General features: G+C 68.0%; 22 protein-coding genes and 1 pseudogene. 19 read left to right on the forward strand and 4 right to left on the reverse strand.

Features of this window, described 5'->3' with window-relative positions; all coding sequences use genetic code 11:
* Positions 1-3: 3 nt before the first annotated feature.
* Positions 4-912, reverse strand: a complete 909-nt coding sequence (locus ACSQ1X_RS01905; RefSeq protein ID WP_436056449.1) for an ATP-binding cassette domain-containing protein — start codon at positions 910-912, stop codon at positions 4-6.
* A gap of 123 nt (positions 913-1035) precedes the next feature.
* Here ACSQ1X_RS01905 and ACSQ1X_RS01910 point away from each other — a divergent pair, with 123 nt between their 5' ends.
* Genes ACSQ1X_RS01910 through ACSQ1X_RS01925 form a run of 4 tightly spaced genes read left to right on the forward strand, consistent with a single transcriptional unit; the run spans position 1036 to position 2930 of the window.
* On the forward strand, positions 1036-1512 hold the full coding sequence (locus ACSQ1X_RS01910; RefSeq protein WP_436056450.1) for a DoxX family protein: 477 nt from the start codon (positions 1036-1038) through the stop codon (positions 1510-1512).
* On the forward strand, positions 1509-2264 hold the full coding sequence (locus ACSQ1X_RS01915; protein ID WP_200939340.1) for an AzlC family ABC transporter permease: 756 nt from the start codon (positions 1509-1511) through the stop codon (positions 2262-2264). Before ACSQ1X_RS01910 ends, ACSQ1X_RS01915 begins: the two co-directional genes overlap by 4 nt.
* Positions 2261-2572 carry an AzlD domain-containing protein gene (locus tag ACSQ1X_RS01920; RefSeq protein WP_055801484.1) on the forward strand — a complete coding sequence of 104 codons (312 nt, stop codon included), beginning with the start codon at positions 2261-2263 and terminating at the stop codon, positions 2570-2572. Before ACSQ1X_RS01915 ends, ACSQ1X_RS01920 begins: the two co-directional genes overlap by 4 nt.
* Positions 2573-2624: 52 nt before the next feature.
* Positions 2625-2930 carry a hypothetical protein gene (locus ACSQ1X_RS01925; protein ID WP_436056451.1) on the forward strand — a complete coding sequence of 102 codons (306 nt, stop codon included), beginning with the start codon at positions 2625-2627 and terminating at the stop codon, positions 2928-2930.
* 39 nt (positions 2931-2969) lie between these two features.
* Here the strand turns inward: ACSQ1X_RS01925 and ACSQ1X_RS01930 are convergent, their stop codons facing one another.
* Positions 2970-3218 (reverse strand): hypothetical protein, encoded by a 249-nt coding sequence (locus ACSQ1X_RS01930; RefSeq protein ID WP_055801478.1) that lies wholly within the window; start codon positions 3216-3218, stop codon positions 2970-2972.
* Between the two features lie 168 nt (positions 3219-3386).
* Here ACSQ1X_RS01930 and ACSQ1X_RS01935 point away from each other — a divergent pair, with 168 nt between their 5' ends.
* From ACSQ1X_RS01935 to ACSQ1X_RS01955, 5 genes and pseudogenes are all read left to right on the forward strand, one after another.
* Positions 3387-4124: a GAF and ANTAR domain-containing protein gene (locus tag ACSQ1X_RS01935; RefSeq protein ID WP_055801475.1), complete on the forward strand. Its 738-nt coding sequence runs from the start codon at positions 3387-3389 to the stop codon at positions 4122-4124.
* 79 nt (positions 4125-4203) lie between these two features.
* Positions 4204-4443 carry a hypothetical protein gene (locus ACSQ1X_RS01940; protein ID WP_436056452.1) on the forward strand — a complete coding sequence of 80 codons (240 nt, stop codon included), beginning with the start codon at positions 4204-4206 and terminating at the stop codon, positions 4441-4443.
* Between the two features lie 12 nt (positions 4444-4455).
* Positions 4456-4683, forward strand: a pseudogene (locus ACSQ1X_RS01945) (GAF domain-containing protein); the annotation flags it as partial.
* Complete coding sequence (locus ACSQ1X_RS01950; protein ID WP_436059239.1) at positions 4663-4923, forward strand: ANTAR domain-containing protein; 261 nt, start codon at positions 4663-4665, stop codon at positions 4921-4923. The pseudogene ACSQ1X_RS01945 and the gene ACSQ1X_RS01950, both read left to right, overlap by 21 nt.
* Positions 4924-4984: 61 nt before the next feature.
* Positions 4985-5275 (forward strand): hypothetical protein, encoded by a 291-nt coding sequence (locus tag ACSQ1X_RS01955; protein WP_436056453.1) that lies wholly within the window; start codon positions 4985-4987, stop codon positions 5273-5275.
* On the opposite strand, the gene ACSQ1X_RS01960 is transcribed toward ACSQ1X_RS01955, so the two are convergent.
* Positions 5258-5893, reverse strand: coding sequence for a TetR/AcrR family transcriptional regulator (locus tag ACSQ1X_RS01960; RefSeq protein WP_436056454.1), 636 nt, complete (start codon positions 5891-5893; stop codon positions 5258-5260). The genes ACSQ1X_RS01955 and ACSQ1X_RS01960 overlap by 18 nt on opposite strands.
* 113 nt (positions 5894-6006) lie before the next feature.
* Between ACSQ1X_RS01960 and ACSQ1X_RS01965 the strand changes: the two genes are divergently transcribed.
* The 8 genes from ACSQ1X_RS01965 (at position 6007) to ppsA (ending at position 16136) form a co-directional block, all read left to right on the forward strand.
* Complete coding sequence (locus ACSQ1X_RS01965) at positions 6007-6357, forward strand: thiamine-binding protein (RefSeq protein WP_436056455.1); 351 nt, start codon at positions 6007-6009, stop codon at positions 6355-6357.
* Positions 6358-6413: 56 nt separating this feature from the next.
* Positions 6414-7091 carry an O-methyltransferase gene (locus tag ACSQ1X_RS01970; protein WP_436056456.1) on the forward strand — a complete coding sequence of 226 codons (678 nt, stop codon included), beginning with the start codon at positions 6414-6416 and terminating at the stop codon, positions 7089-7091.
* Between the two features lie 85 nt (positions 7092-7176).
* A complete protein-coding gene (locus ACSQ1X_RS01975; protein WP_055801463.1) occupies positions 7177-7656 on the forward strand; it encodes a Dps family protein in 480 nt (159 codons plus the stop codon).
* A 22-nt stretch (positions 7657-7678) separates the two neighbouring features.
* On the forward strand, positions 7679-8761 hold the full coding sequence (locus tag ACSQ1X_RS01980) for an acyl-CoA dehydrogenase family protein (protein ID WP_436056457.1): 1083 nt from the start codon (positions 7679-7681) through the stop codon (positions 8759-8761).
* The gene (locus ACSQ1X_RS01985; protein ID WP_436056458.1) at positions 8755-10122 is read left to right on the forward strand and encodes a PIG-L family deacetylase; all 1368 of its coding nucleotides are present in this window, start codon (positions 8755-8757) and stop codon (positions 10120-10122) included. Before ACSQ1X_RS01980 ends, ACSQ1X_RS01985 begins: the two co-directional genes overlap by 7 nt.
* Position 10123: 1 nt before the next feature.
* Positions 10124-10927, forward strand: coding sequence for a glycosyltransferase (locus tag ACSQ1X_RS01990; RefSeq protein WP_436056459.1), 804 nt, complete (start codon positions 10124-10126; stop codon positions 10925-10927).
* Between the two features lie 105 nt (positions 10928-11032).
* Positions 11033-13762, forward strand: coding sequence for a cation-translocating P-type ATPase (locus ACSQ1X_RS01995; RefSeq protein WP_436056460.1), 2730 nt, complete (start codon positions 11033-11035; stop codon positions 13760-13762).
* Positions 13755-16136 carry a phosphoenolpyruvate synthase gene (gene ppsA, locus ACSQ1X_RS02000; RefSeq protein WP_436056461.1) on the forward strand — a complete coding sequence of 794 codons (2382 nt, stop codon included), beginning with the start codon at positions 13755-13757 and terminating at the stop codon, positions 16134-16136. The genes ACSQ1X_RS01995 and ppsA overlap by 8 nt, the downstream gene beginning before the upstream one ends.
* On the opposite strand, the gene ACSQ1X_RS02005 is transcribed toward ppsA, so the two are convergent.
* On the reverse strand, positions 16088-18061 hold the full coding sequence (locus ACSQ1X_RS02005; protein ID WP_436059240.1) for a heavy metal translocating P-type ATPase: 1974 nt from the start codon (positions 18059-18061) through the stop codon (positions 16088-16090). The genes ppsA and ACSQ1X_RS02005 overlap by 49 nt on opposite strands.
* Positions 18062-18320: 259 nt before the next feature.
* On the opposite strand from ACSQ1X_RS02005, the gene ACSQ1X_RS02010 reads away from it, so the two are divergent.
* Both ACSQ1X_RS02010 and ACSQ1X_RS02015 read left to right on the forward strand, forming a co-directional pair.
* Positions 18321-19337 (forward strand): polysaccharide deacetylase family protein, encoded by a 1017-nt coding sequence (locus ACSQ1X_RS02010; protein WP_436056462.1) that lies wholly within the window; start codon positions 18321-18323, stop codon positions 19335-19337.
* A gap of 86 nt (positions 19338-19423) precedes the next feature.
* Positions 19424-22582, forward strand: a complete 3159-nt coding sequence (locus ACSQ1X_RS02015) for a beta-phosphoglucomutase family hydrolase (protein ID WP_436056463.1) — start codon at positions 19424-19426, stop codon at positions 22580-22582.
* Positions 22583-22584 lie beyond the last annotated feature (2 nt).

A 22584-nucleotide genomic window follows, 5' to 3' on the forward strand; every position in this document is an offset into this window, starting at 1 on the left:
CGGTCATCGCCGTGCCGTTTCGAGCGACCCGGCCGGGCCGTAGTGGCGCAGGAAAAGATCCTCCAGCGTGGGCGGCTGGCTGGTCAGTGCGTGCAGGCCGGCGGCTGTGAGGGCCTGCAGGAACGGGGCCAGCCCCGCCGGGTCCACCTGGGCGCTGATCCGGTGGTTCGTCACCACAACGTCGTGGACGCCGGGCAGGAGGTCCAGGCCCGGGGGCATGCGCGCGACGTCGGCCGTGACCGACGTCCGGGTCAGGTGCCGCAGCTGCGCAAGTGGTCCGGACTCCACCACCCGGCCGGCCCGGATGATGCTTACCCGGTCCGAGAGCGCCTCGGCCTCGCTCAGGATGTGGCTGCTCAACAGGATGGTGCGGCCCTGATTGCGGAGCTCGCGGACGCATCCGCGGAACGCGTCCTCCATCAAAGGGTCCAGCCCGCTGGTGGGCTCGTCCAGGAGGAACAGTTCGGCGTCGGTGGCCAGGGCGGCCACCAGGGCGACCTTCTGCCGGTTTCCCTTCGAATAGGTGCGCGACTTCTTGGTGGGGTCAAGGTCGAAGGTCTGCAGCAGCTGGTCACGCCGGGCGCGGTCCTGGCCGCCCTGGAGCCGCCCCAGCAGGTCGATCACCTCACCGCCCGTCAGGTTGGGCCATAGGGCCACGTCCCCGGGTACATACGCCAGCCGGCGGTGCAGCGTGGCAACGTCGTGCCAGGGGTCAAGGCCCAGCACCCTGGCCGAGCCCGAGGTAGCCCGCAGCATCCCCAGCAGCAGCCGCAACGTGGTGGACTTGCCGGCCCCGTTGGGACCCAGGAAGCCATGCACCTCGCCGGCCGCGACCTGGAAGTCGAGGCCGTCGAGGGCAGTTACAGTTCCGAAACGCTTGACGACGCCGGTCATTTCCACCACGTTGCTCATAGTCAATAAGCTACGCCGCGCTGCGCGTCCTGACCCGGGCGGAAAGTCCCGTCCGCCCGTCGTTTCGCAGGCGCTGACGCTCGCGGTTACCGGGAGCGTCAGCGCCTGTGGTTGCATGGATCCATGCCATTCACCTGGTCCGGCCGGGCCACCCAGACCCTCTCAGCTACTGCCCTGAGCGCCCTGCTGCTGGCCAGCGCCATGAAACATTTCCGCGAACCCGCGTTCTTTTACCAAGTGGTTCCCGATTTCCTGTGCCGTGACGACTCCGGCGCCCGGCCCAACGGCCCCTATGCGGTGATGACCCGTGATGAATGGGTGGCGCTCAGCGGCCTGGTCGAGGCGGGCGCCGCCGTCGGACTCCTGATCCCGGCCACCCGCAAACCAGCCGCCTGGGGTGTTACTGCCATGTTCACGGCCTTCGTTGCCGGGCATGCCGACGCCTTGCGCCGGGCGTACGGTCCTGCCGGGACGCCAGGGCAGCGGAAGGTGCACACCGCCCGGCTTCCGCTTCAGGTGCCGCTGATCCTCTGGGCCTGGAGCCTGCGAAAGCCGTTCCGTCCTGCCGGGACGCGGTGTGTTCCCGGGGCCGGGAAGTGAAGCTGCTTCAGTCTCCGGCCGTGCGGGTGGGGCTGTCCATCAGCATCGCCACCGGCCTCTACGGGATTTCCTTCGGGGCGCTCGGCGTCACGTCCGGGCTTGATTTTTGGCAGACCATGGCGCTAAGCCTGCTTCTGTTCAGCGGCGGTTCGCAGTTCGCGTTCATCGGCGTGGTGGCCGGCGGCGGATCCGGGGTGGCGGCGATGGGCGCGGCCACGCTCCTGGGCATGCGCAACGGCATCTACGGCATGCAGCTCAACGCCCTGCTGCAACCGCGCGGGTGGCGCAAGTACGCCGCCGCCCACGTCACCATCGACGAATCAACGGCCACCAGTACCGGGCAGACGGACCCCGACGAACAGAAGCGGGGATTCTGGACGGCCGGCATCGGCATCTTCGTGCTCTGGAATATTTTCACTGCCGTCGGGGCGCTGGCGGGCAGTGCGCTGGGGGACCCCAAGCAATGGGGGCTCGACGGCGCGGCCGTGGCGGCCTTCCTCGGCCTTCTTTGGCCACGGCTCAAGGGCCGCGAACCGGTGGCCATCGCAGTGGTGTGCGCCCTGGCAACGGTGCTGGCCGTGCCGTTCGTGCCCGCGGGAGTTCCCATCTTGATAGCGGCATTTGTGGCGGCGGCGATCGGCTGGTTCAGCCACGGCCGCAGCGACGAGGGGCTGGAGCCCGATGTGGATCCCTACGCCGAGCACCATCAACACCCGCGTCAGGGTCCCGCTGCGGAAGAGGCCGGCAGATGAGCCTTTGGATGTGGCTGCTGCTTGCCTGCCTCCTTGGCTACGCTTGGAAACTCCTTGGCTATCTGGTGCCGGCAACCCTGCTGCGCAACCCGCGGATGTCCCGGATTGCGGGCACCATGACCATCGGCCTGCTGGCCTCGCTCACCATTGTGAACGCAGTGGCATCGGGCCAGTCACTGGCTCTTGACGCCCGGATGGGCGCCCTGGCCGCGGCCGGAATCGCCCTGTGGCTCCGGGCCCCTTTCCTGGTGGTGGTCCTGGCCGGAGCCGGTGCTGCTGCCGGGTTGCGGCTGCTGGGTTGGAGCTGATGACGGCCGTTCGGCCCTAGTAGGTCCGCCCGTGCTGTGGCAGGATGCCACCATGAGCGAAGAACAAGCGCCCGCGGTTCCTGCTGCCGAAAGAGAATCCAAATCCAGGCCCTACGTGCCATCGCCGGGATCCGAATCCACCCGTGAAATGCGCGAGATGTCCCGCCGCCGACGCGACGCCGAGGAGAAACTCCAGCAGCATCTGCAGGAAGCGGATCAGCTGCACGAGGCGCACATGAAGGCCCACCACAAAGAGACGTCGTTGCCCCCTGGGGGCGAGGCCGCTGCCGAGGATCAAGCCCCGGAGGAACACGCCCCGGACGAAGAACGGAAGGCTGGCGCCGAGCCGGCAGAATAGCGCAGCCCAAGTGTATTGACCTGGGCCGAATAGCGCAGCCTAGGCTGCGCCAAACGCATCTGAATCAGCCAAGTCGTCGGCCTGTGGGGAGGCTCCGTTGTTCCTGTTCTCCAACTCTTCCAAGGCAAGGTCGTACCAGACCTGCGCCCCAAACACCGGGTGGGACGTATCCAGGTCCCGGAAAAGGGCGTCTGTGAGGGCCTGCAGTTCCGACGTGCTCGCCGACGAAATAACCAGCAGCGGGTCGGCGTCGCCGTTCATGAGCAAGGCAAGCTGCTGGCGGGTCATGGCAGCACCGGAAGGGAAAATGAGCGTAGTCCGTAGTCCATGTCGAACTCCAAAACGAGGCAAAGTGGCTGACTGCGTAACCGCCACAATTCTAATATCCTGTGACGCCCGCCACAATCTCCCGGCCTCGGGCCGTTGGGCGGCGAATTCGGGAGCCGGGGGCGGGCTGTGACCGGCGCCCGGCTGGGCCAGTACCTGGCGGAACGGCTTCAGGACCTCGTCCTCGAGAGTGCCGATGTGCAGGACTTCCTCCGGGAACTGTGTGTATTCTCGGCCGGCTTCATCGGGAAGGCAACCGGGCTTCCCGTGCTGTGCGCCGTCACCCTGACGCGTTCCCGGCGGCCTGTGACGTCCGCCGGCAGCGGACCAGGGGCGAGGCTGCTTGAGGAAATTCAGCAGGCCACCGGCCAAAGTCCTTCGCTGGCTGCCCTGGAGTCCGGTGCTACGGTATCGGTGCCCGATGCCCGGGCCGACTCCCGCTGGCCGCGCTACAACCGCGGCGTGATGAGGGCCGGACAGCTCAGCGTCCTGTCACTCCCGCTGCGGCTGGATCCGGATGCCGCGGCATCCGTGTCGTTTTTCGCCCCGGAAGCAGGGGCGTTCGACGACGAGGCAGTCGTGATTTGCGAAGCGTTCGCCGCCCGCGCCGGCAAAGCCCTGCGGTTGGCTGTGCGCATCGGTGCCTCGAAGGACCTCAATGAGGACCTGCTCGACGCCTTGAAATCACGCACCAGCATCAACCTCGCCTCGGGAATTGTGATGGGCCAGAGCCGCTGTTCGCAGGCCGAAGCGTTCGCGATCCTGAGCAAGGTTTCCAGCAACCGCAACGTCAAGCTCCGCGTTGTGGCTGAGGACCTGCTGCGAAAATTCGATACGACACCGGACGCCGCCCACTTCAACGGCTAAGGGACGCGCCTTGCGGCTATGCTTTTTAAAGTTCCAGTCAACGGGCGAAGGGCGGCAAAGCAGTGGAGTGGGTGCGGCCATGGTGGTGAAACTACCCCTCGCGGATGAACTTGCGGCAATCTTCGCCCGCGCTTCGGAGCTCCTGCTGACGGACGAGACGGTCTCCAGGGCCCTTGAGCTGATCACCGCTGCCGCGGAAGCGGCCGTGCCCGGCGTCGCAGGCGCGGGCGTCACTCTGATAGACGCTGAGGGCCGGAAACATACGGCGAGTGCCTCCAACACGTTGGTGGAGCTTGCCGACTCGCGCCAGTACAATTAGGGCCAGGGCCCCTGCCTCCTCGCCTGGGCCAGCGGCGAGCCCGTGCTCGTCAGCGACGTCCGGAACGACCGGCGCTGGCCGGAGTGGGCTCGCGCGGCAACCGGGCTGGGCCTGCGCTCCTCCGTCAGCGCACCGCTGCTCGCCGGAGAATCCGCCTTGGGCGCCGTCAAGCTCTACGCCCGCAATGAGAACAGCTTCAGCCCCGGCACTGTGCGCCTGTTGGAACTCTTCGCCGCGCAGGCCACCATCTTCCTGATCAATGCCCAGGCCCGCGACAGCGCCCGGACGATTAGCGAGGACCTCCGCGATGCCCTGGCCCACCGCGAAATCATTGCCGTGGCCAAGGGAATCCTGATGGCCCGCCACGGACTTGACGAGGACACGGCCATGCAGGACCTCCTGATGGAATCGCGGCGGGCCAAGAGGTCGCTGCGAGACATATCCGCCGAGCTGGTGTCCTCCACCCAGCTGCCCCGGTGAGCGGGGGTGCGCTTTGGCCCTGGGCAAGGACGAAGATGAGCAAAGGCTTCGCTTTGAGGAAATGCTCCGGAACGCTGACCTGCGCGTTGAGGAGCTGTGGCTGAGGTATTTCAGCATTGGCGGCATTGCGGGGCAGTTTGAAGTCGAGGCTTACATCCACGGTGCCATGGCGCTGCCGGCGTTGCAGCGGGACATCCTGGCGCATGCCCTGAACGAGCGCCTTGACGAGATCAACGCCCCCGACGGCAGGGCGTCCTACAGCCGCGGGTCCGAGGACGCCGGCCGGCTACATGACGAGCGGTCGCCTGACGACATAGACCGGCCCGAGGAAGAATCAGGGCAGGACGATTGAATCGAAGGCCGTGCCCGGGAGCGGCGACTGGAGAGGCAGCGGCCGGTGGGGCCGTTCCGTGCGGATAGCGTCCTCCACCAGCGCTACGGGGCGCCGCCAGGCATCGGACCCGGGTTCCATGGTGTCCACAACACCGATCAGCATGGCCAGCAGGCGGATCACGTCAGTCATGGAAATGTCAGTGCGCAGGGTCCCCTGACCCTGGCCGCGGCCGAGCAGGACGGCCACGGACTCGAAGAGGCTGCCGGTGATTCCGGTCAGCAGGCCGCGCCGTCCGGCCACGGCGCCGAGCAGGTTGGCATCCTCGCTGGCGGCTGCCATCAGCGCATCGATCACGCGGAACAGCCCGTCGGCGGCATCAGGGCTGGCCAGGGCGTCGTCGATCACGGGGTCCACCATCAGCCGCAGCTGGCGGTTGAGCGCGGCAAGAACCAGCTGTTCCTTGTCCGCGAAGTTCCGGAACAGGGTTGCGGGACCGACGCCGGCTGTGACGGCGATGGTCTGCAACGGCACTTCCGGGCCGTACTCACGGAAGCAGTTGCGGGCGGCGGTGATGATCTTGTCCACATTGCGCGCAGCATCCGCACGGAGGGGCTTGCGTTCCACTGCGAGGTTCATTTTTCAAGGTTAGCAACGCTGGGGCTGAGCGCCCGGGTTACTGATTGGTAGCTGCGAATGTACTCCCTATATGACGAATGTATGGGGAAATTCCGCTGTGGCAGACTGGGTCCATGTTGCTCGCATTCTCAGTTGCACCCTCCGGCCAGCCTGCGCACCTCACCGCTGATTCCGGTGCTGTCTACTCCGCGGCATCCGCAGACGCTTCGGTCCACGACGCCGTCGCTGCCGCCGTCAAGATTGTCCGGGATTCCGGCCTGCCCAACCACACGGACTCCATGTTCACCACCATCGAAGGTGAGTGGGATGAGGTGTTCGCCGTGGTGAAGGAGGCCACCGAAGCTGTCGGGCGTTTCGGCAGCCGCGTGTCACTGGTCATCAAGGCGGATATCCGCCCCGGGTATTCGGGCGAGCTCACCGCCAAAGTGGAGCGGCTGGAAAGCGCCATCGCCGACGCCGGCTAATTCCCGCCTCTGGTTTCTCCTTCCCACGCAGCAAAGACAACTGCGAGACTGGGCCCATGATTGAGCACCGGCCCGAGCCCCAATGGGTGGCTGTGGAGAAGTACCTGACCGACGTCGTCGTCCGCCCCGGCAGCCCGCTGAAACGGGCCGTTACTTCAGCCGTCGACGCCGGAATGCCGGCCATCGAGGTGGCGCCCAATGCCGGGAAGCTGCTCAAGCTGCTGGTGCAGCTGTCGGGCGCCCGGCGGGTCCTCGAAATCGGCACCTTGGCGGGTTTCAGCACCATTTGGATGGCCCAGGGACTGCCCGACGACGGCAAACTCGTCACGTGCGAGTACCTCCCCAAACATGCCCGCGTGGCGCGCGCCAACGTGGACGCTGCCGGAGTCGGGCACAAAGTGGACATCCGCGTGGGTGCCGCACTGGACACCCTTCCGGGGCTGCAGAATGACGGCCGCGGCCCTTTCGATTTTGTGTTCATCGATGCCGATAAGGAAAACAGCCCGCAGTACCTGGACTGGGCCATCAGGCTGGGCCGGCCCGGCACCGCGATTGTGATGGACAACGTGGTGTGGGAGGGCGCGCTGCTCGATCCGTCCCTGGACGAGGTCAACGCGCCGGGGATCATCACCGCACTGGAAATGATGGGGGAGGACCCCCGGCTGGACGCGACGGTCATGCAAACCGTGGGTTCGAAGGGCTGGGACGGCTTCGCGCTGGCCCTGGTCAAGTGACGTCACCCCACCAAAATGCTAAGTATGCTTAGAATAGGCTAATACCGGACGAACCCGTCCCGCATCGCCTGCAGTGGAGGAAGAAATGAAGGCTTCACCGACCCTTGCCAGCAATCTCCAGATGGTCCTCACGGACCTGATCGAACTTCACGTCCAGGGCAAGCAGGCGCACTGGAACATCGTGGGAACCAACTTCCGCGACCTCCACCTGCAGCTCGATGAAATCGTTACCAGCGTGCGGCTGTTCGCAGATGAAACGGCTGAGCGGATGCGCGCCCTGCATGCCCTGCCGGACGGCAGGAGCACCACGGTGTCCGCCGGCACCCGACTGGAACAGTTCCCCGAAGGACTCACCTCCACCAAGGACGCCGTCAAACTGATCACGGCCCGGCTGGAGCGCACCGTGAAGACCATGCGTGACGTCCATGACGAGGTGGACGAGGAAGATCCCACCAGCGCAGACCTCCTCCACGCCGGCATTGCGCGACTGGAACAGCTGGCCTGGATGGTGAACGCCGAGACCATGTCGGCGGGGGCTTCAGTCACGGCACCGGACCACGGCTGACGCCGGCGCCACGGCCAGCGGAATGGATCCCGAGGCAAAGCCGCGCCCGGTGCGCATCGGTTCCGCAGCGGAGCCGCCCGAAACCCTGGCCACGATGCTTGAGGCCGTGCGCGACGCGGCAGGAGACGTGCCGGCGCTTATTGCACTGGCGCGGGACACGGGACGGACGGCGCCCCGGCCCGGCGAAGGCGGCACGGCGCGGCTCTGGGAACTTCTTGCTTCCGTGACTTCCGTCGACGTCGCGGCCGGCCGGGTGCTTGAACCGCACCTCGATGCGCTGGCCATCCTGGCCCAGTCCGGTTCCCAAGCCGGTTTCCCGATCGGTGAATCATCAACGGACGGCGCCTGGGGCGTTTTTGCCGCGGAGGGGCCGGGGCTGCGGCTGGAGGCTACTCCGGACGGCGCCGGGAATTATCTCCTGAACGGATCCAAGCCCTGGTGCTCGCTCGCTGCCCACCTGGACGGCGCCGTGCTGACCGCGCATCTCGCAGACGGAGGCAGGGCCGCCTTCGCCGTCGACCTGCACGCTCCCGGGGTGTCCTGCGAGACCCCGCTGTGGACCAGCCGGGGCCTGCGCGAAATCCCCAGCGGCACCGTGCACTTCGACGGCGTCAGCGCCGTTCCGGTGGGTGCATCGGGCTGGTATTTCCAGCGCCCGGGCTTCGCCTGGGGAGGCATGGGCGTTGCAGCCTGCTGGTTCGGCGGAGCCGTTGCCGTGGCCCGCGACTTCAGCTCCGCGCTGTCCGCAGCTGCGGACAAAGGGCGTGAACCGGACCAGATCGCCCTGGCCCACTTAGGCGAAGCGGACCGGATCATCGCCTCCGTGTCCGGCTACCTGGCGCGCACGGCCGAACGGATCGACGCCGGGGAACTGTCCGGCTCCGGTGCGTGGAGCGAGGCGCTGCGCGTCCGCGGAACCGTCGTCGCCGCCGTCGAACGCATCCAGGCTGTAGTGGCCCAAAACCTGGGCCCGGGTCCCCTGGCCTTCAACGAAAAGTACGGAAAACGCATGGCGGACCTGTCGCTGTACATCCGCCAACACCACGCCATGCGGGACGACGCGCAATTAGGCGCCCTGACCCTGAAGGGGGACCGCTCGTGGTGAGTTTCTCACATGCCGATACCGGCACAGCCGAGGCCGAATGGGAGGGAAGCGGCGTGGCCGTCCTCCCGGAACTCCCCCTGGACCAGGACGAACTCGCGGCCATGGCCTTCATTGTGCTGGCTGCGCATCCGGATGACGAGACCCTGGGCGCGGGAGGGTTCCTCGCACGCCTGAACGCTGCCGGCGCGGCAATCGACGTGCTGCTGTGCACGGCGGGGGAGGCATCGCACCCGGACTCCCCGACCACGACGCCGGACCAGCTGGCCGCCCTCCGGCTCGCTGAGTTCAGGGCGGCGGTGTCCGGGTTGGCCCCGGGAGCCGCCAGGGAGTTCCTGCACTTCCGGGACGGCCACCTTGATGCAGACCGGGACCGGATCGCTGCCGCCGTCAAGGAATCGATCGCGGCATCCGGGCGCCCGGCGGAGCAGGTGGTTATCGTTGCGCCCTACCGCTCGGACGGCCACACGGACCACGACGTCCTGGGCGCCGTGGCCGCCGAAGTGGCGGCCCAGGGCGGCCACGGGCTGCTGGAATACCCCGTCTGGTACTGGTTGTGGGCGTCACCGGCGGACGGCGCCTGGCAGTCATGGGTCCGTGTGCCACTGACGGCGGACGAGCAGCGGGCCAAGGCGGCAGCCCTCCTGGCGCACACCTCGCAGACCGAGCCGCTGTCCGAGCAGCCCGGCGACGAGGCGCTTCTTGCCGCCGGCTTTGTCGATCATTTTTCCCGCCCGTGGGAGACGTTCGCGTGGCACCGGCCCGCCGGCGGGACCAATACTGCGGGCGACGCCGAGCGGATCTTTGACGTCGTGCACGGCGGGAACGCCGATCCGTGGAGCTACACCACCAGCTGGTACGAAAGGCGCAAGCGGGCGCTCACCCTGGCCATCCTGCCAGCCGCCGAGTACGGTTCCGGACTGGAAATCGGCTGTTCCATCGGCACCCTCAGCGTGGAGCTCGCGGCCCGCTGCCGGGAGTACGTGGCGGTTGACGCCAGCAGCGCCGCCCTGGTCCAGGCTGCTGAGCGGTTAGGGGGCCATCCCGCCGCCCGGACCCTGCACCTGACGGTTCCGCAGCACTGGCCCGAAGGCCGCTTCGACCTGGCGGTGGTGTCCGAGACGGGGTACTACCTGACGGCGGAGGAACTGGCCGAACTGTTCGCGCGGGTGCAAGGCTCGCTGAATCCCGGGGGGACCCTGCTGCTCTGCCATTGGCGCCACCCCGTCACCGGCTGGGAACTGGACGGAGACACCGTCCACGCCATGGCCCGGCAGCAGCTCCGCTGGCCCACGGCAGGGCTATACCGGGAAAAGGACTTCGTCCTGGAAGTGTTTGTATCGCCGGGCCCGGATCGGCCCTGAGATGACTAGCGGGACGACCGAACGGGCAGGCGACTGTCCCGCGGAGGCAATCCGGTCCGGCCTGGGCATCGAACGGGTGGCTGTGGTGGTGCCCGCCCACAACGAGGACCAGCACCTCGACCGGGCGCTTTCGGCGCTCCGAACCGCCGCCGACGCGTTGCAGCGGGAACGGCCCGGGATCCAGCTGTCCCTCACGGTGGTGCTGGACAGCTGCACCGACCGGTCGGCGGACATCGCCGCCGGCTATGTTGCCTCAGACCCCCGGTTCGCGGCTGTGCACATACGGCTGGGAAGCACCGGCGCAAGCCGCGCCGCGGGCGTCCTGGCCGCCGCAGGGCAGTGGAAAGGGCTGTGGGCCGGGCATGTCTGGCTTGCCAATACCGACGCGGACTCCGCCGTTCCGGAGAACTGGCTGGTGCGCCAGGTTGAACTGGCCGATGCCGGGGCTGACGCAGTCCTGGGATCCGTTGAGCCGGATCCGGCCGGGACCGATCCTGCCATCCTGCGGCGCTGGCTGGAGCGGCACCCGTTCAGGGAGGACCATCCGCACATTTACGGCGCGAATTTTGGCGTCCGGGCCTCCGCGTACCTGGCGGCCGGCGGGTTTCCCCGGATGCGCGTCCACGAGGACAGGATCCTGGTGGAGAACCTGCGCAAGCAGGCCTACAGGGTGCTGGCCACCGACACCATCCGGGTGCTGACGTCGGGCCGCACCCATGCCCGCGCACCGCAGGGGTTCGGTGCCTACCTCCGGGCGCTGGCGCTGGAGCTGCCGGCGCTGGACCGGGACAGTGGTGACCTTTGACCCTAGGAGCCTGAACTCCTAGACCGCATCCTCGACCCATGGGGTTCCTCCTGAGGGCCATGGTGTCGTGTGCTCGGCGCTGCCCGTGAATAGCGGGCTGCAGCCGTGATCCCGGGCGCCGGCTCCGGTGCATTGCCGCGGGCTGCGGGCCTCAGCTCCGAGGAGGCTGCACTCCGGCTGAAGATGGTCGGGGCCAACCGGCTGCCGCAGGTCCGCCCGGTGCCGCGCTGGCGCAAGCTGCTGGCCGAAATGACCCATTTCTTTGCCATCATGCTCTGGGTGGCGGCCGGACTTGCCTACATGGCCGGCATGCCGCAGCTGGCCGTCGCGATCGTCGTGGTGATCCTGGTCAACGGAATCTTCGCCTACATCCAGCAGGAACGTGCCCAGCGGGCTGCAGCCAGGCTCCGTGAGCTGCTTCCCGCCATTGTGTCGGTCCGCCGGGACGGCCGCATTGTCAAGGTCCACACCACCGAGCTCGTGCCGGACGACGTGGTGGTGCTGGTTGCAGGCGACAGGGTCCCCGCGGATCTCCGGCTGGTGCTGGCCGCCGGATGCTCAGTGGACGAGTCGATGCTCACCGGCGAGAGCGAAGCCGTAGCCAAGGTCCCGGGCGACGCCGTCCTCGGCGGGACGTTCCTGGTCAACGGCGAGGCAGAGGGTATCGTCACGGTCACGGGCAGCGGCACCCGTCTCGCCGAGATCGCCGCACTGACCGGCAAGGTCGAGGCGCCCCCAACCCCGCTGGCGCTGGAACTGCAGCGGATTGTCCGCATCACAGCCACGGTGGCACTGGGGATCGGCGTGCTGTTCTTTGTCCTCTCGCTGCTGGTGGGTATTTCCTGGCGCGACGCGTTCCTCTTCGCGATCGGGGTGGCCGTGGCGCTGGTGCCCGAGGGCCTGCTTCCCACGGTCACGCTTTCACTGGCCGTCGGGGCGCAGCGGATGGCGCAGCGCAACGCCCTGGTCCGGAACCTGGAAGCGGTGGAAACCCTCGGCTCCACCACCTTCATTTGCACGGACAAGACCGGCACGCTCACCCAGAACCGGATGAACGCCGTCGAGGTGTGGACCCCGGCAGGACTGCTCAGCATCATCGGGGCGGGCTACGGGCCCGAGGCCGAAGTCACCGGGAAGGGAACCGGGGAGGCCCGGCACCTCAGCACCGCTGCGCTGGCCGCCTCCGCCGGACGCGCAGTGCTCCACAACGGGCAGTGGATCGCCGAGGGGGACCCGATGGAGGCCGCCATTGATGCGCTTGCCGTCCGGCTGGCCGGCCCCGGGCAGGAACCCGATGAACCCGAGGTATCGCACCGTTTTGCCTTCGACCCGCGACGGCTGCGCGAATCCGCGATCGTCGGCACCACGCTGTACGTCAAAGGTGCCCCGGAATCCGTGATTCCGCTGTGTGGCGAAAGCAGCGCCGAACGCGCGCTGGAAATGGTTGACCAGATGGCCTCGCACGGGCTGCGGGTGCTGGCCGTGGCCGAGCGAAGCCTGCCCGGCCTGCCGGGCGCCAGCTTCAAGCTGGAGAAAGTGGAGGCCGGACTCACGCTGCTGGGGCTGATCGGCCTCCACGATCCGCCCCGGGCCGAAGTCCGCCTGGCGCTCGAGGCGGCCCGCGATGCGGGAATCAAGGTGGCCATGGTCACCGGCGACCACGCCTTCACCGCCGCCGCCATCGCCCGGGAAACCGGACTGATCGGTTCACCCGAGCTTGTGCTGGAGGGACACACCCTCCCGGAAGACGACGCCGTCCTCACCGCCTTGCTGGACCGCGACGGCGTGGTCATCAGCCGGGTCACCCCGGAACAGAAACTCCGCGTGGCACGCCTACTCCAGCGCCGCGGCCACGTGGTGGCGATGACCGGCGACGGCGTCAACGACGGCCCGGCCCTCCAGCAGGCTGACATCGGCATTGCCATGGGACTGAGCGGCACCGACGTGGCCCGCGAAGCGGCGGACCTCGTGCTGCTGGATGACGACTTCGCCACCATCATCGCCGCAGTGGAGCAGGGCCGCGCAACTTACGCGAACATCCGGCGGTTCCTGACCTACCACCTGACGGACAACGTCGCCGAGCTCACTCCCTTCGTGATCTGGGCACTCTCCGGCGGCCGCTTCCCGCTGGCGCTGAGCGTGCTACAGATCCTCGCCCTCGACATCGGCACCGACCTGCTCCCGGCGCTGGCCCTGGGCAGCGAGGCCCCCAGCAAGGGCACGCTGAAACGGCCGCCGGAGCGGAGGCACCTGATGGACCGCGCCCTGATGTTCCGGGTGTTCGGCCTGCTGGGTCCGGTGGAGGCCCTCTTCGAAATGACCGCGTACACCGCAGTGCTCCTCGGTGCGGGCTGGCGGCCGGGCGCGGAACTACCCGTGTCGGACGTTCTCATGGCGGCCTCCGGGGCGGCTTTCACCACGGTGGTGCTGGCGCAACTGGCCAACGCGTTCGCCTGCCGCAGTGCCAGCACCCCGCCGTGGCGGCTGGGCTGGGCCACCAACAGGCTGCTGGTCTGGGCGGTGCTGGCGGAAGTCGGGCTCCTGCTGGCCTTCCTGTTCGTCGGCCCCATCGCCACATTGCTGGGCCATGCGCCGCCGTCGCCCGGGGGCCTTGCGGTGGCGCTCGCCGCCATTCCCGCCGTCATCGTCGCGGACTGGCTGTACAAGGTGTTCCGGCACCGCAGGGCGGGCACTGCGGGCACCGCACGGGCCGTTGCGCGGCCAGCTATACCGCCGGTCCCGCTGCGGCAGGTGAGGTCCAAAGCCTCTGACCCGCCGGGGCCCGGCAAACGAGGATCAAACCATGGACCAAGGAGCGGGAACAGCCATGACTGAAAGCCACGTGGTGTGGTTTGACGAGATCGGGATGGAGCATGTGCCCCAGGTGGGCGGCAAGAACGCGTCGCTGGGGGAGATGACGCGCTCGCTCAAGTCCCGGGGAGTGCGGGTGCCGGACGGATTCGCCACCACGGCGGCCGCCTACCGTACATTCATCAAAGCCAACGGCATCGACGCCGCCATGCGCGCCCGGATCGCGGAGTATCGGGCGGGCGAGATATCGCTGCGGTCCACGGGCGAGGCCATCCGGGAGCTGTTCCTGGACAGCGAATTCCCGGAAGACATCGCCGAGTCCATCCGCAGCCACTACCGCACCCTTGCCGACAGGGCGGGACTGGACCGGCTGTCCGTTGCCGTCCGAAGCAGCGCCACCGCCGAGGACCTCCCGGACGCCAGCTTCGCCGGGCAGCAGGAGACCTTCCTAAACATCTCCGGTGAACGCGAACTCTTGGACGCCTGTCGGCGCTGCTACGCATCGCTGTTCACGGACCGTGCCATCAGCTACCGGGAGGTGAAGGGTTTCGAGCACCTGGACGTGGCACTGTCCATCGGGGTGCAGCGGATGGTGAGGTCCGACGTCGGCGCCTCCGGTGTGATGTTTTCCATCGACACCGATTCAGGCTTCCCCCGCGCGGCCGTGATCAGCGCGGCCTGGGGCCTCGGTGAAACCGTGGTGCAGGGCAGCATCAACCCGGACAAATACGTGGTGTTCAAGCCGCTCCTGGCGGACAAGGGCCTGGCCCCGATCATCGAGAAGACCCTCGGCTCCAAAGCCCGCAAGATGGTCTACAGCCGGGGCGGCCACGCGCGGACCCGGACGGTGGAGACGTCCGCGGAGGAGCGGGGCTCCTTCGTGTTGGGCGATGCCGAAATCCTGGACCTGGCGCGCTGGGCGGTGACGGTGGAGGAGCACTACGGCCGCCCCATGGACATGGAGTGGGCCCGCGACGGCGCCACCGGGGAGCTGTTCATGGTGCAGGCGCGGCCCGAAACCGTGCAGGCGCTCAAGAGCGGGACACGCTTCACCATCCACCACCTCCGCGGCACGGGCACAGTCCTGGCCTCGGGCGCAGCGATCGGGGATTCGATCGCGCAGGGCACGGCGTGCGTCATCCGGGACACCCGGGACATCGAGTCCTTCCGTGACGGCGCCATCCTGGTCACCGAGATGACGGACCCGGACTGGGTTCCCGTGATGAAACGGGCCTCGGGTATCGTCACGGACCACGGCGGGACCACCAGCCACGCGGCCATCGTGAGCCGGGAACTGGGCGTTCCCGCCGTCGTCGGAACCGGGAACGGAACCAGCGTCCTGGGCGAAGGCCAGGCCGTGACGCTGAGCTGCGCGGAAGGGGACCTGGGCCGGGTGTACGAGGGCACGGTCCCGTTCGACACCGAGGATGTGGACCTGGGTGCCCTGCCCGCCACCCGCACGGCCATGATGGTGAACATCGCCAGCCCGGGGGCCGCGTTCCAGTGGTGGCGGCTGCCCGCGGCGGGGGTGGGCCTGGCCCGGATGGAGTTCATCATCAGCAACCTGATCCGGGTCCATCCGATGGCGCTGGTTCATCCGGAACGGGTCACGGACGCGGAGGAAGCCCGGCAGATCAAGGAACTGACCAGCGGCTACGCGGACCCCCGGGAGTACTTCGTGGAGGCGCTGGCCCTGGGCATCGCCAAGATCGCTGCGCCCTACCATCCGCATCCGGTGATCGTCAGGCTCAGCGATTTCAAGACCAACGAGTACGCGCACCTGATTGGCGGCGGCTCCTTCGAACAGCCCGAAGAGAACCCCATGCTGGGCTTCCGCGGCGCGTCCCGGTACTACGACGAGCGCTACCGGGAGGGTTTTGCACTGGAGTGCGCCGCGCTCAAACGCGTGCGGGAAACCATCGGCTTCAGCAACGTCATTGTGATGATCCCGTTCTGCCGCACCCCGGACGAAGCGGACCGCGTGCTGGCCGTCATGGCCCAGAATGGCCTGGTGCGCGGCGAAAACGGCCTGCAGGTGTACATGATGTGCGAGATCCCCTCCAACGTGGTCCTGGCCGAGAAGTTCGCGCCGAAGTTCGACGGCTTCTCCATCGGATCCAACGACCTCACGCAGCTGGTCCTGGGCGTTGACCGGGATTCCGAGCAGCTGGCCGGCCTCTTCGACGAACGCGACGAGGCCGTCACGGCAATGATCAGCGAAGCCATCCGCAAGGCGCACGCAGCCGGTATCAAGATTGGAATCTGCGGCCAGGGGCCCAGCAACCATCCGGACTTCGCGGCCTTCCTGGTGGGCGAAGGAATCGACTCCATCTCGCTCAACCCGGACAGCTACCTCAAGACGGTGCGGGTGATCGCGGACGTGGAGGCCTCCGCCTGAGGCTTTGGCGGTGCCGTGTGCCGGCCCGGGCTCAGCGCGCGCAGCGCATTGAGGATGGTGGCCAGGTCCACCAATTCCTGTGACAGTGCGCCGGCGATGGCCGGCACGTAGCCCGCCGCCGCGGCCACCATGAGCCCCACGCTCAGCACGATGCCGATCCAGATGCTTTGCATCGCCACCCGGACAGTGCGCTGCCCGATCCGCACCGCATGCGCCGCCTTGGACAGGTCGTCAAGGATGATTACGACGTCGGCAGACTCGCCCGCCGCGGTGGAACCGCGCGCACCCATGGCGATTCCGACGTCGGCCACCGCCAGGACGGGGGCGTCGTTGACGCCGTCGCCCACCATCATTACGGGACGGTGCGGCAACGACCTCACCGCTTCCACTTTGTCCGGCGGAAGGCATTCGGCGCGGACGTCAGTGAGCCCCACTTCGGCCGCGATGTGCTTGGCGGTGGCCAGCGCGTCGCCGGTGAGCATCACCGTTTCGGTGACCCCCAGTGCGGACAGCTCGGCCAGCGTCCGGCGTGCCTCGGCGCGCAGCGGGTCGCTCATGACCAGGGCCCCGACGTACACGCCGCCGACGCCCACATAGATGGCCAGCTGGCCGCTGACCAGCTCCGTTTCCACCACGCCGGGCGCAAATTCGGCCACGAAGGAGGGCTTGCCCACCACTACTTCCCGCCCGTCGAACACGGCACGCACCCCATGCGTGGCATGTTCCAGCGCCTCACTGGCAGTCTCGAAGCGGAGGTCGCGTGAGGTGGCGGCCTCCATTACGGACGCGGCCAGGACGTGCGAGGAGTACTGTTCCGCGGAGCCCGCCAGCCGCAGCAGTTCGTCCTGGTCCATGGTGTCGGCCGTGACGATGGCCACCAGCGAGGGCCGGCCGTAGGTGAGCGTTCCGGTCTTGTCGAAGGCGGCGGTGCGGACCTTGCCGAGCTGCTCCAGGACCCCCGCGTATTTGACGATGATGCCGGACTTGGCCGCCTGGCTCATGCCGCCCAGGAACGCCACCGGCGCCGCGATGAGCAGCGGGCAGGGAGTGGCCACCACCAGCACTTCGGCGAACCGGGCGGGGCTGCCGCTGACAATCCAGGCGACGGCGCCCAGCGCATAGGCGAACGCGGTGAACGGGATGGCGTAGCGGTCGGCCAGGCGCACCATGGGGGCGCGGCTTTCCGAGGCCTCCTTCACGAGCGCAACGATCCGGCTGTACTGGGAATCCTCCATGACGGCCGTGACGCGCATCCGGACGGCGGCCTCGCCGTTGACGGAGCCGCTCATGATGCCGTCGCCGGCCGAGCGTTCCACCGGCAGGCTTTCGCCGGTGAGGGACGATTCGTCGAACGTGCCGGCGTCGGAAAGCAGCACGCCATCCAGCGGGACCACTTCGCCGGGCTTGACCAGCAGGATGTCGCCCACGAGGACGTCCGTGGCTGCAACGTCCTCGTGGGCGCCGTTTTCAGGGCCGCCGTTGCTGTCAGTGCCGTTCGGGGCGGTGTTGTTCGCAGGGGTGACGTTCTTTGCGTTGCCGTTCCGCTCCCGGTGGGCTGTCTGTGGAACACGCGCCAGCAGGGCGCTGAGTTCGCCCTTCGCCCGGCCCGCCGCGTAGTCCTCCAAGGCGGTGCCGCCGGCCATCATGAGCACGATGATCATGGACGCAATGAACTCACCCACCAGCACCGTGCTGACGATCGCCGTCACGGCCAGGATATCGATGCCCCAGTGCCCGCTTCGCAGCCTTCGAATCATGCCGATGGACAGGTAGGCCGCCACCGCCAGTGCATAGCCGCTCGCCGCAAGCTGCGCGATCACCGGCTGGCTGGACATCACCAGGACGGCGACAGCCATCAGGGCCAGTACCGTGCCCGCAACGAGCGGATACCGGAGAACAAGTTTCACAGGCAGACCCGCCTTCATCTGGTTAGCTGCCACGTCTGAACACACACTGACAGGACGCATCCATAGGACACTCCAATGGGACACCCACCTATGGGTAACACTCCATTGAACCTGCGATGCGAAACAAGGGGAATAGGGCCCTGATGCGCCGCGGGCGCTGAGCCGCCACGCGTTTGAGCCCGGCAGCGATTCAGCCCGGCAGGCCTTTCAGCCCTGTCAGGCCTTTCAGCCCTGTCAGGGACGGGGCTGCCGCTGTCATGGTTGAAGGGTGTCGAACATGGCCGGTGAACCGTCCGCTTATCCAGGCAAACATCGCAGGCTGGTGGCGGCGGCCGTGGTGGCGGTGGTTGCGATCACGGCGGTGGTACTGGCCGTGATCCTGGCCGGTGCCCCGCGGGAATCGGACCCGGGGGGTGGCCAGCAGACGGACGGCCAGACGTCCTCGGCGCCGCAGCCTTCGGAGCCGGCCGCCTCGAGCCCGGCCGCCTCGCCGTCGTCGGGAAACCAGTCGACGGAACCACAGCCGTCTGATTCCCCGTCCCCGCCGCCCGGAACTTCTGGCGAACCGCCCGCTCCGGCCCCTGTGGCGTCCGGCCCCACGCCGCCGCCCGAAACGCTGCCGGGTCCGCAGCCCCCTCCGCCGGTTGCCCCGTTTCCCCTTGCCTTGGCCGGCCAGGACGTGGAGGTGGTTCCCGGTGCCGGCCCGTCGGTGGCACTGACATTCGACGCCGGCGCCAACTCGGCCGGCCTCCCCTCGATCCTGCAGACCCTGGCGGGCGCAGGGGTCCGCGGGACGTTCTTCCTGACGGGATCCTGGGCTGCGGCCAATCCTGCCGGGGTGGCCGCCATCGTGGCGGGCGGCCACCGTGTGGGCAACCACTCCCAGACACACCCGGACTTCACCGGCCTGCCGGACGCCGGTATCGGGGACCAGGTCCGCGCGGCGGAGCAGGCAATCGTGGCCGCCGGAGCAGACCCGCGGCCGCTGTTCCGGTTCCCGTTCGGGGCCCGCGATGCACGAACCATCGCCGCCGTGAACAACCTGGGGTATGTGCCGGTGCGCTGGTCCGTCGACACGCTCGGCTGGAAGGGAACCAGCGGCGGTGTCACGGCGCAGCAGGTGGCGGACCGTGCGTTGACCGCCCTGCAGCCCGGTGAAATCGTCCTGATGCACATCGGGTCCAACCCGACCGACGGCTCAACCCTGGACGCTGACGCCCTGCCGGGAATGATCGAGAGAATGCGCCAGGCTGGCTACGGCTTCGTCACGCTGGACAGCCTGGTCGCCGGTTAGCCAGCCGCAGAGCTTGCCGGGGAGCCAACCGGAAGAGGGGTCCAACGTCACTGGGCAGGCCCGGCCATCGCTGGTAGGACTGAGCCATGACTGAGTCGCCAACCGTTGCCGCCGCGCTGGCCCCGGTTGACGCCGTGGTGTTCGACCTCGACGGCGTGGTCACGGATACTGCGGAACTCCACGCGGCCGCATGGAAGGAACTCTTCGACGCAGTCCTCCAGGACCGCCGGATTCCGCAGGATGCCCGGCGCGATCCGTTTACGGACACCGATTACCTGCGCTTCGTGGACGGCCGCACCCGGGAAGACGGCGTGACGGCGTTCCTGCAGTCGCGGGGGGTCACACTGCCGGCGGGCGGGCACGCTGATGGCCCGGGGGAGTGGACCGTGGTGGGGCTGGGCGCACGCAAGAACGGCATCTTCGAAGAACTGCTGGGGCGCCGGCCTGTCCCTGTTTTCCCTGAAACGGTCGCCCTCCTGGAACGGCTCAAGGCAGGGAAGGTCCCGGTGGCGCTCGCAACTGCCAGCCGGAACGCCCGGGCCGTGCTGGCAGCCGCCGGCCTCCAGGAGGCCTTCGACCTCGTGGTGGACGGAAACACGGCAGCCCAGCTGGGGCTGGCCGGCAAACCCGACCCCGCCTTGTTCCTCCATGCTGTCAGGGAGCTCGGGGCGGAGCCCGGACGTGCGGTGGTCATCGAGGACGCCGTGGCCGGCGTGGCAGCGGGCCGCCGCGGCGGATTCGGACTGGTGGTGGGGATTGACCGGGCCGGGCACCGGGCGGAGCTGGAAGCCGCGGGAGCCGACGTCGTACTTGAAGACGTCAGCGAACTGGACCTCGGCCTGGTCATCGCGGACCCCTGGCAACTGGTCTATGAGGGATTCGACCCCGCGCACGAAGGCCACCGGGAGGCCCTGACCACGCTGGGCAACGGGTATATGGCCACGCGGGGCGCCGCCCCTGAACACCGCCGGGACGGTGTGCACTATCCGGGAACGTACCTCGCCGGTGTATACAACCGGCTCACCAGCGTGATCCAGGGGCAGGAGACCGAAGACGAACACATGGTCAACATGCCGGACTGGCTGCCGCTGGACCTTTCCGTGGAGGGCGGCCGGTGGTGGTCCGACGGCGGCCTGCAGCTCCGCAGCGAGCGCCGCACGCTCGATCTGAAGCGTGCCCTGCTGACGCGGGAGACCGTATTGGAGGACGACGCCGGCCGGCAGCTTCAGGTGGTCCAGCGCCGGCTGGTGTCCATGGCGGAACCGCACCTCGCCGCGCTCGAGATGACGGTGACCGCCGTGGGATGGAACGGCCGGGTGGCCATCCGCAGCGGCTGCGACACGGACATCACCAACTCGAACGTGCCGGTGGAAGCCCTCCTGTCCAACCGTCACCTGGCAGGCATCGCGGTCTCCGGTGCCGACGACGGGCCAGGAGTAGCTACCCAGGTGGTTTTGGCGCGGACGAGTCAGAGCAGGATCGGCATTGCACTGGCCAGCCGGACCGAAGTACCCGCCAGCTTGCATCCCGCCACGCCTGAAGAGCTCGGCGGACAGTTCGCGCACCGCTTTGATGCGGAGCTCCGGGACGGCATTCCGGTAACCGTCACCAAGACCGTGGCAGTGGTGACGTCCCGCGACCACGCCATTTCCTCACCCCGGACCGCCGCCCTGGACGTCCTGAACCGCGCCAGGGGCGGTTTCGAGGAGCTGCTGGCCAGTCACGAGGCGGCGTGGAGGGGACTGCTCACGCCCTTCATCATCGAGTTCGACGCATCCAACCAGGCCCAGCTGATCCTGAACCTGCATGTCTTCCACCTGCTCCAGACCATATCCGCGCATACCGCGGAGCTGGACGCCGGTGTTCCCGCCCGCGGCCTGCACGGCGAAGGCTACCGGGGGCACATTTTCTGGGATGAACTCTTTGTCCTGCCCCTCCTGACATCCCGGCTTCCCGCCGTGACGCGGGCGCTCCTTGATTACCGGTGGCGCCGGCTGGGGACCGCCCGGGACGCCGCCAGGGCGGCAGGGTTCAAGGGTGCCCTGATTCCTTGGCAGAGCGGCAGCGACGGCCGGGAGGAAACACCCAAACTGCTGTTCAACGCCCGTTCCGGCCACTGGGTACCGGACTACTCCCACATGCAGCGCCACTCGGGCCTCACGGTGGCGTACAACGCCTGGCAGTACTTTGAAGCCACCCAGGACCGGGCCTGGCTGATGCACCACGGTGCGGAAATCATTGTGGAAGTGGCCCGGCTGTTCGCGTCGATGGCCGAACACGACCCTGCCGACGACAGATTCCATATCCGGGCTGTGGTGGGCCCGGACGAGTACCACACCGGCTACCCCGACAACCCCGGGGGAGGCCTGGACGACAACGCCTATACCAACGTCATGGCGGCCTGGGTGTGCGATCTGGCGGTGTGGATCATGAGTTCCCTGCACGGCTTCGACATGGACGATTTCCGCAATCGGCTGCGCGTCACTGAAGGCGAAATCGAGGCCTGGGCGAAGCTTGGCCGGAGGGTATTCGTGCCGTTTCACGCCGACGGCATCATCAGCCAGTTCGCCGGCTACGAAAATCTCCAGGAGCTGGACTGGGAGCACTACCGCCGCACCTACCGGAACATCCAGCGCCTGGACCTCATCCTCGAAGCCGAGGGCACCAGCACCAACCATTACCAGCTGGCCAAACAGGCGGACGTCCTCATGTTGCTTTACGTCCTCGGTGAAGACCAGCTCACCACGTTCCTCGACCGGCTCGGGTATGCCGTGACGTCCGGGCAGATCGCACGGACCGTTGACTTCTACCTCGCCCGGACCGCCCACGGATCCACCCTGAGCCGCGTGGCGCACGCTTCGGTGCTGGCACAGCTTGATCCGGAGAGGGCGTGGGACACCTTCCGGGAGGCGCTCGACGCGGACCTGGACGACACCCAGGGCGGCACCACCAGGGCGGGAATCCACCTGGGCGCCATGGCCGGATCCATCGACGTGGTTCAGCGGAGCTTCGCCGGGCTGCGCATCACGAGGGACGCCCTGGATTTCGCGCCCAGCCTTCCGAAGGAACTCCGCAGGGTCACGTTCAACGTGCGGTACCGGGACCAGCTCCTGGCAGTGCACCTGGAAAAGGACCGGCTCCGGGTTAGCGCGGCCCCGGGTGACGCCTCCCCGGTGCAGGTCCGGCTCGGCACCCAGCAGGTCCTGCTGCACGCCGGGCAGGAACACGAGTTCCGGCTGGGCTAATT

The sequence above is a fragment of the Arthrobacter sp. LjRoot78 genome (assembly GCF_964254335.1).
Classification (GTDB): domain Bacteria; phylum Actinomycetota; class Actinomycetes; order Actinomycetales; family Micrococcaceae; genus Arthrobacter.

Bases quoted from the DNA above. Each gene is read 5' to 3' on its own strand.
- ACSQ1X_RS01905 (WP_436056449.1), bottom strand. From the start codon at position 912: ATGAGCAACGTGGTGGAAATGACCGGCGTCGTCAAGCGTTTCGGAACT.
- ACSQ1X_RS01960 (WP_436056454.1), bottom strand. From the start codon at position 5,893: ATGAACCTCGCAGTGGAACGCAAGCCCCTCCGTGCGGATGCTGCGCGC.
- ppsA (WP_436056461.1), top strand. From the start codon at position 13,755: ATGACTGAAAGCCACGTGGTGTGGTTTGACGAGATCGGGATGGAGCAT.
- ACSQ1X_RS02015 (WP_436056463.1), top strand. From the start codon at position 19,424: ATGACTGAGTCGCCAACCGTTGCCGCCGCGCTGGCCCCGGTTGACGCC.
- ACSQ1X_RS01930 (WP_055801478.1), bottom strand. From the start codon at position 3,218: ATGACCCGCCAGCAGCTTGCCTTGCTCATGAACGGCGACGCCGACCCG.
- ACSQ1X_RS01990 (WP_436056459.1), top strand. From the start codon at position 10,124: ATGACTAGCGGGACGACCGAACGGGCAGGCGACTGTCCCGCGGAGGCA.
- ACSQ1X_RS01920 (WP_055801484.1), top strand. From the start codon at position 2,261: ATGAGCCTTTGGATGTGGCTGCTGCTTGCCTGCCTCCTTGGCTACGCT.
- ACSQ1X_RS01965 (WP_436056455.1), top strand. From the start codon at position 6,007: ATGTTGCTCGCATTCTCAGTTGCACCCTCCGGCCAGCCTGCGCACCTC.
- ACSQ1X_RS01980 (WP_436056457.1), top strand. From the start codon at position 7,679: ATGGATCCCGAGGCAAAGCCGCGCCCGGTGCGCATCGGTTCCGCAGCG.
- ACSQ1X_RS01970 (WP_436056456.1), top strand. From the start codon at position 6,414: ATGATTGAGCACCGGCCCGAGCCCCAATGGGTGGCTGTGGAGAAGTAC.
- ACSQ1X_RS01925 (WP_436056451.1), top strand. From the start codon at position 2,625: ATGAGCGAAGAACAAGCGCCCGCGGTTCCTGCTGCCGAAAGAGAATCC.
- ACSQ1X_RS01940 (WP_436056452.1), top strand. From the start codon at position 4,204: ATGGTGGTGAAACTACCCCTCGCGGATGAACTTGCGGCAATCTTCGCC.
- ACSQ1X_RS01955 (WP_436056453.1), top strand. From the start codon at position 4,985: ATGCTCCGGAACGCTGACCTGCGCGTTGAGGAGCTGTGGCTGAGGTAT.
- ACSQ1X_RS01975 (WP_055801463.1), top strand. From the start codon at position 7,177: ATGAAGGCTTCACCGACCCTTGCCAGCAATCTCCAGATGGTCCTCACG.
- ACSQ1X_RS02005 (WP_436059240.1), bottom strand. From the start codon at position 18,061: ATGAAGGCGGGTCTGCCTGTGAAACTTGTTCTCCGGTATCCGCTCGTT.
- ACSQ1X_RS02010 (WP_436056462.1), top strand. From the start codon at position 18,321: ATGGCCGGTGAACCGTCCGCTTATCCAGGCAAACATCGCAGGCTGGTG.
- ACSQ1X_RS01910 (WP_436056450.1), top strand. From the start codon at position 1,036: ATGCCATTCACCTGGTCCGGCCGGGCCACCCAGACCCTCTCAGCTACT.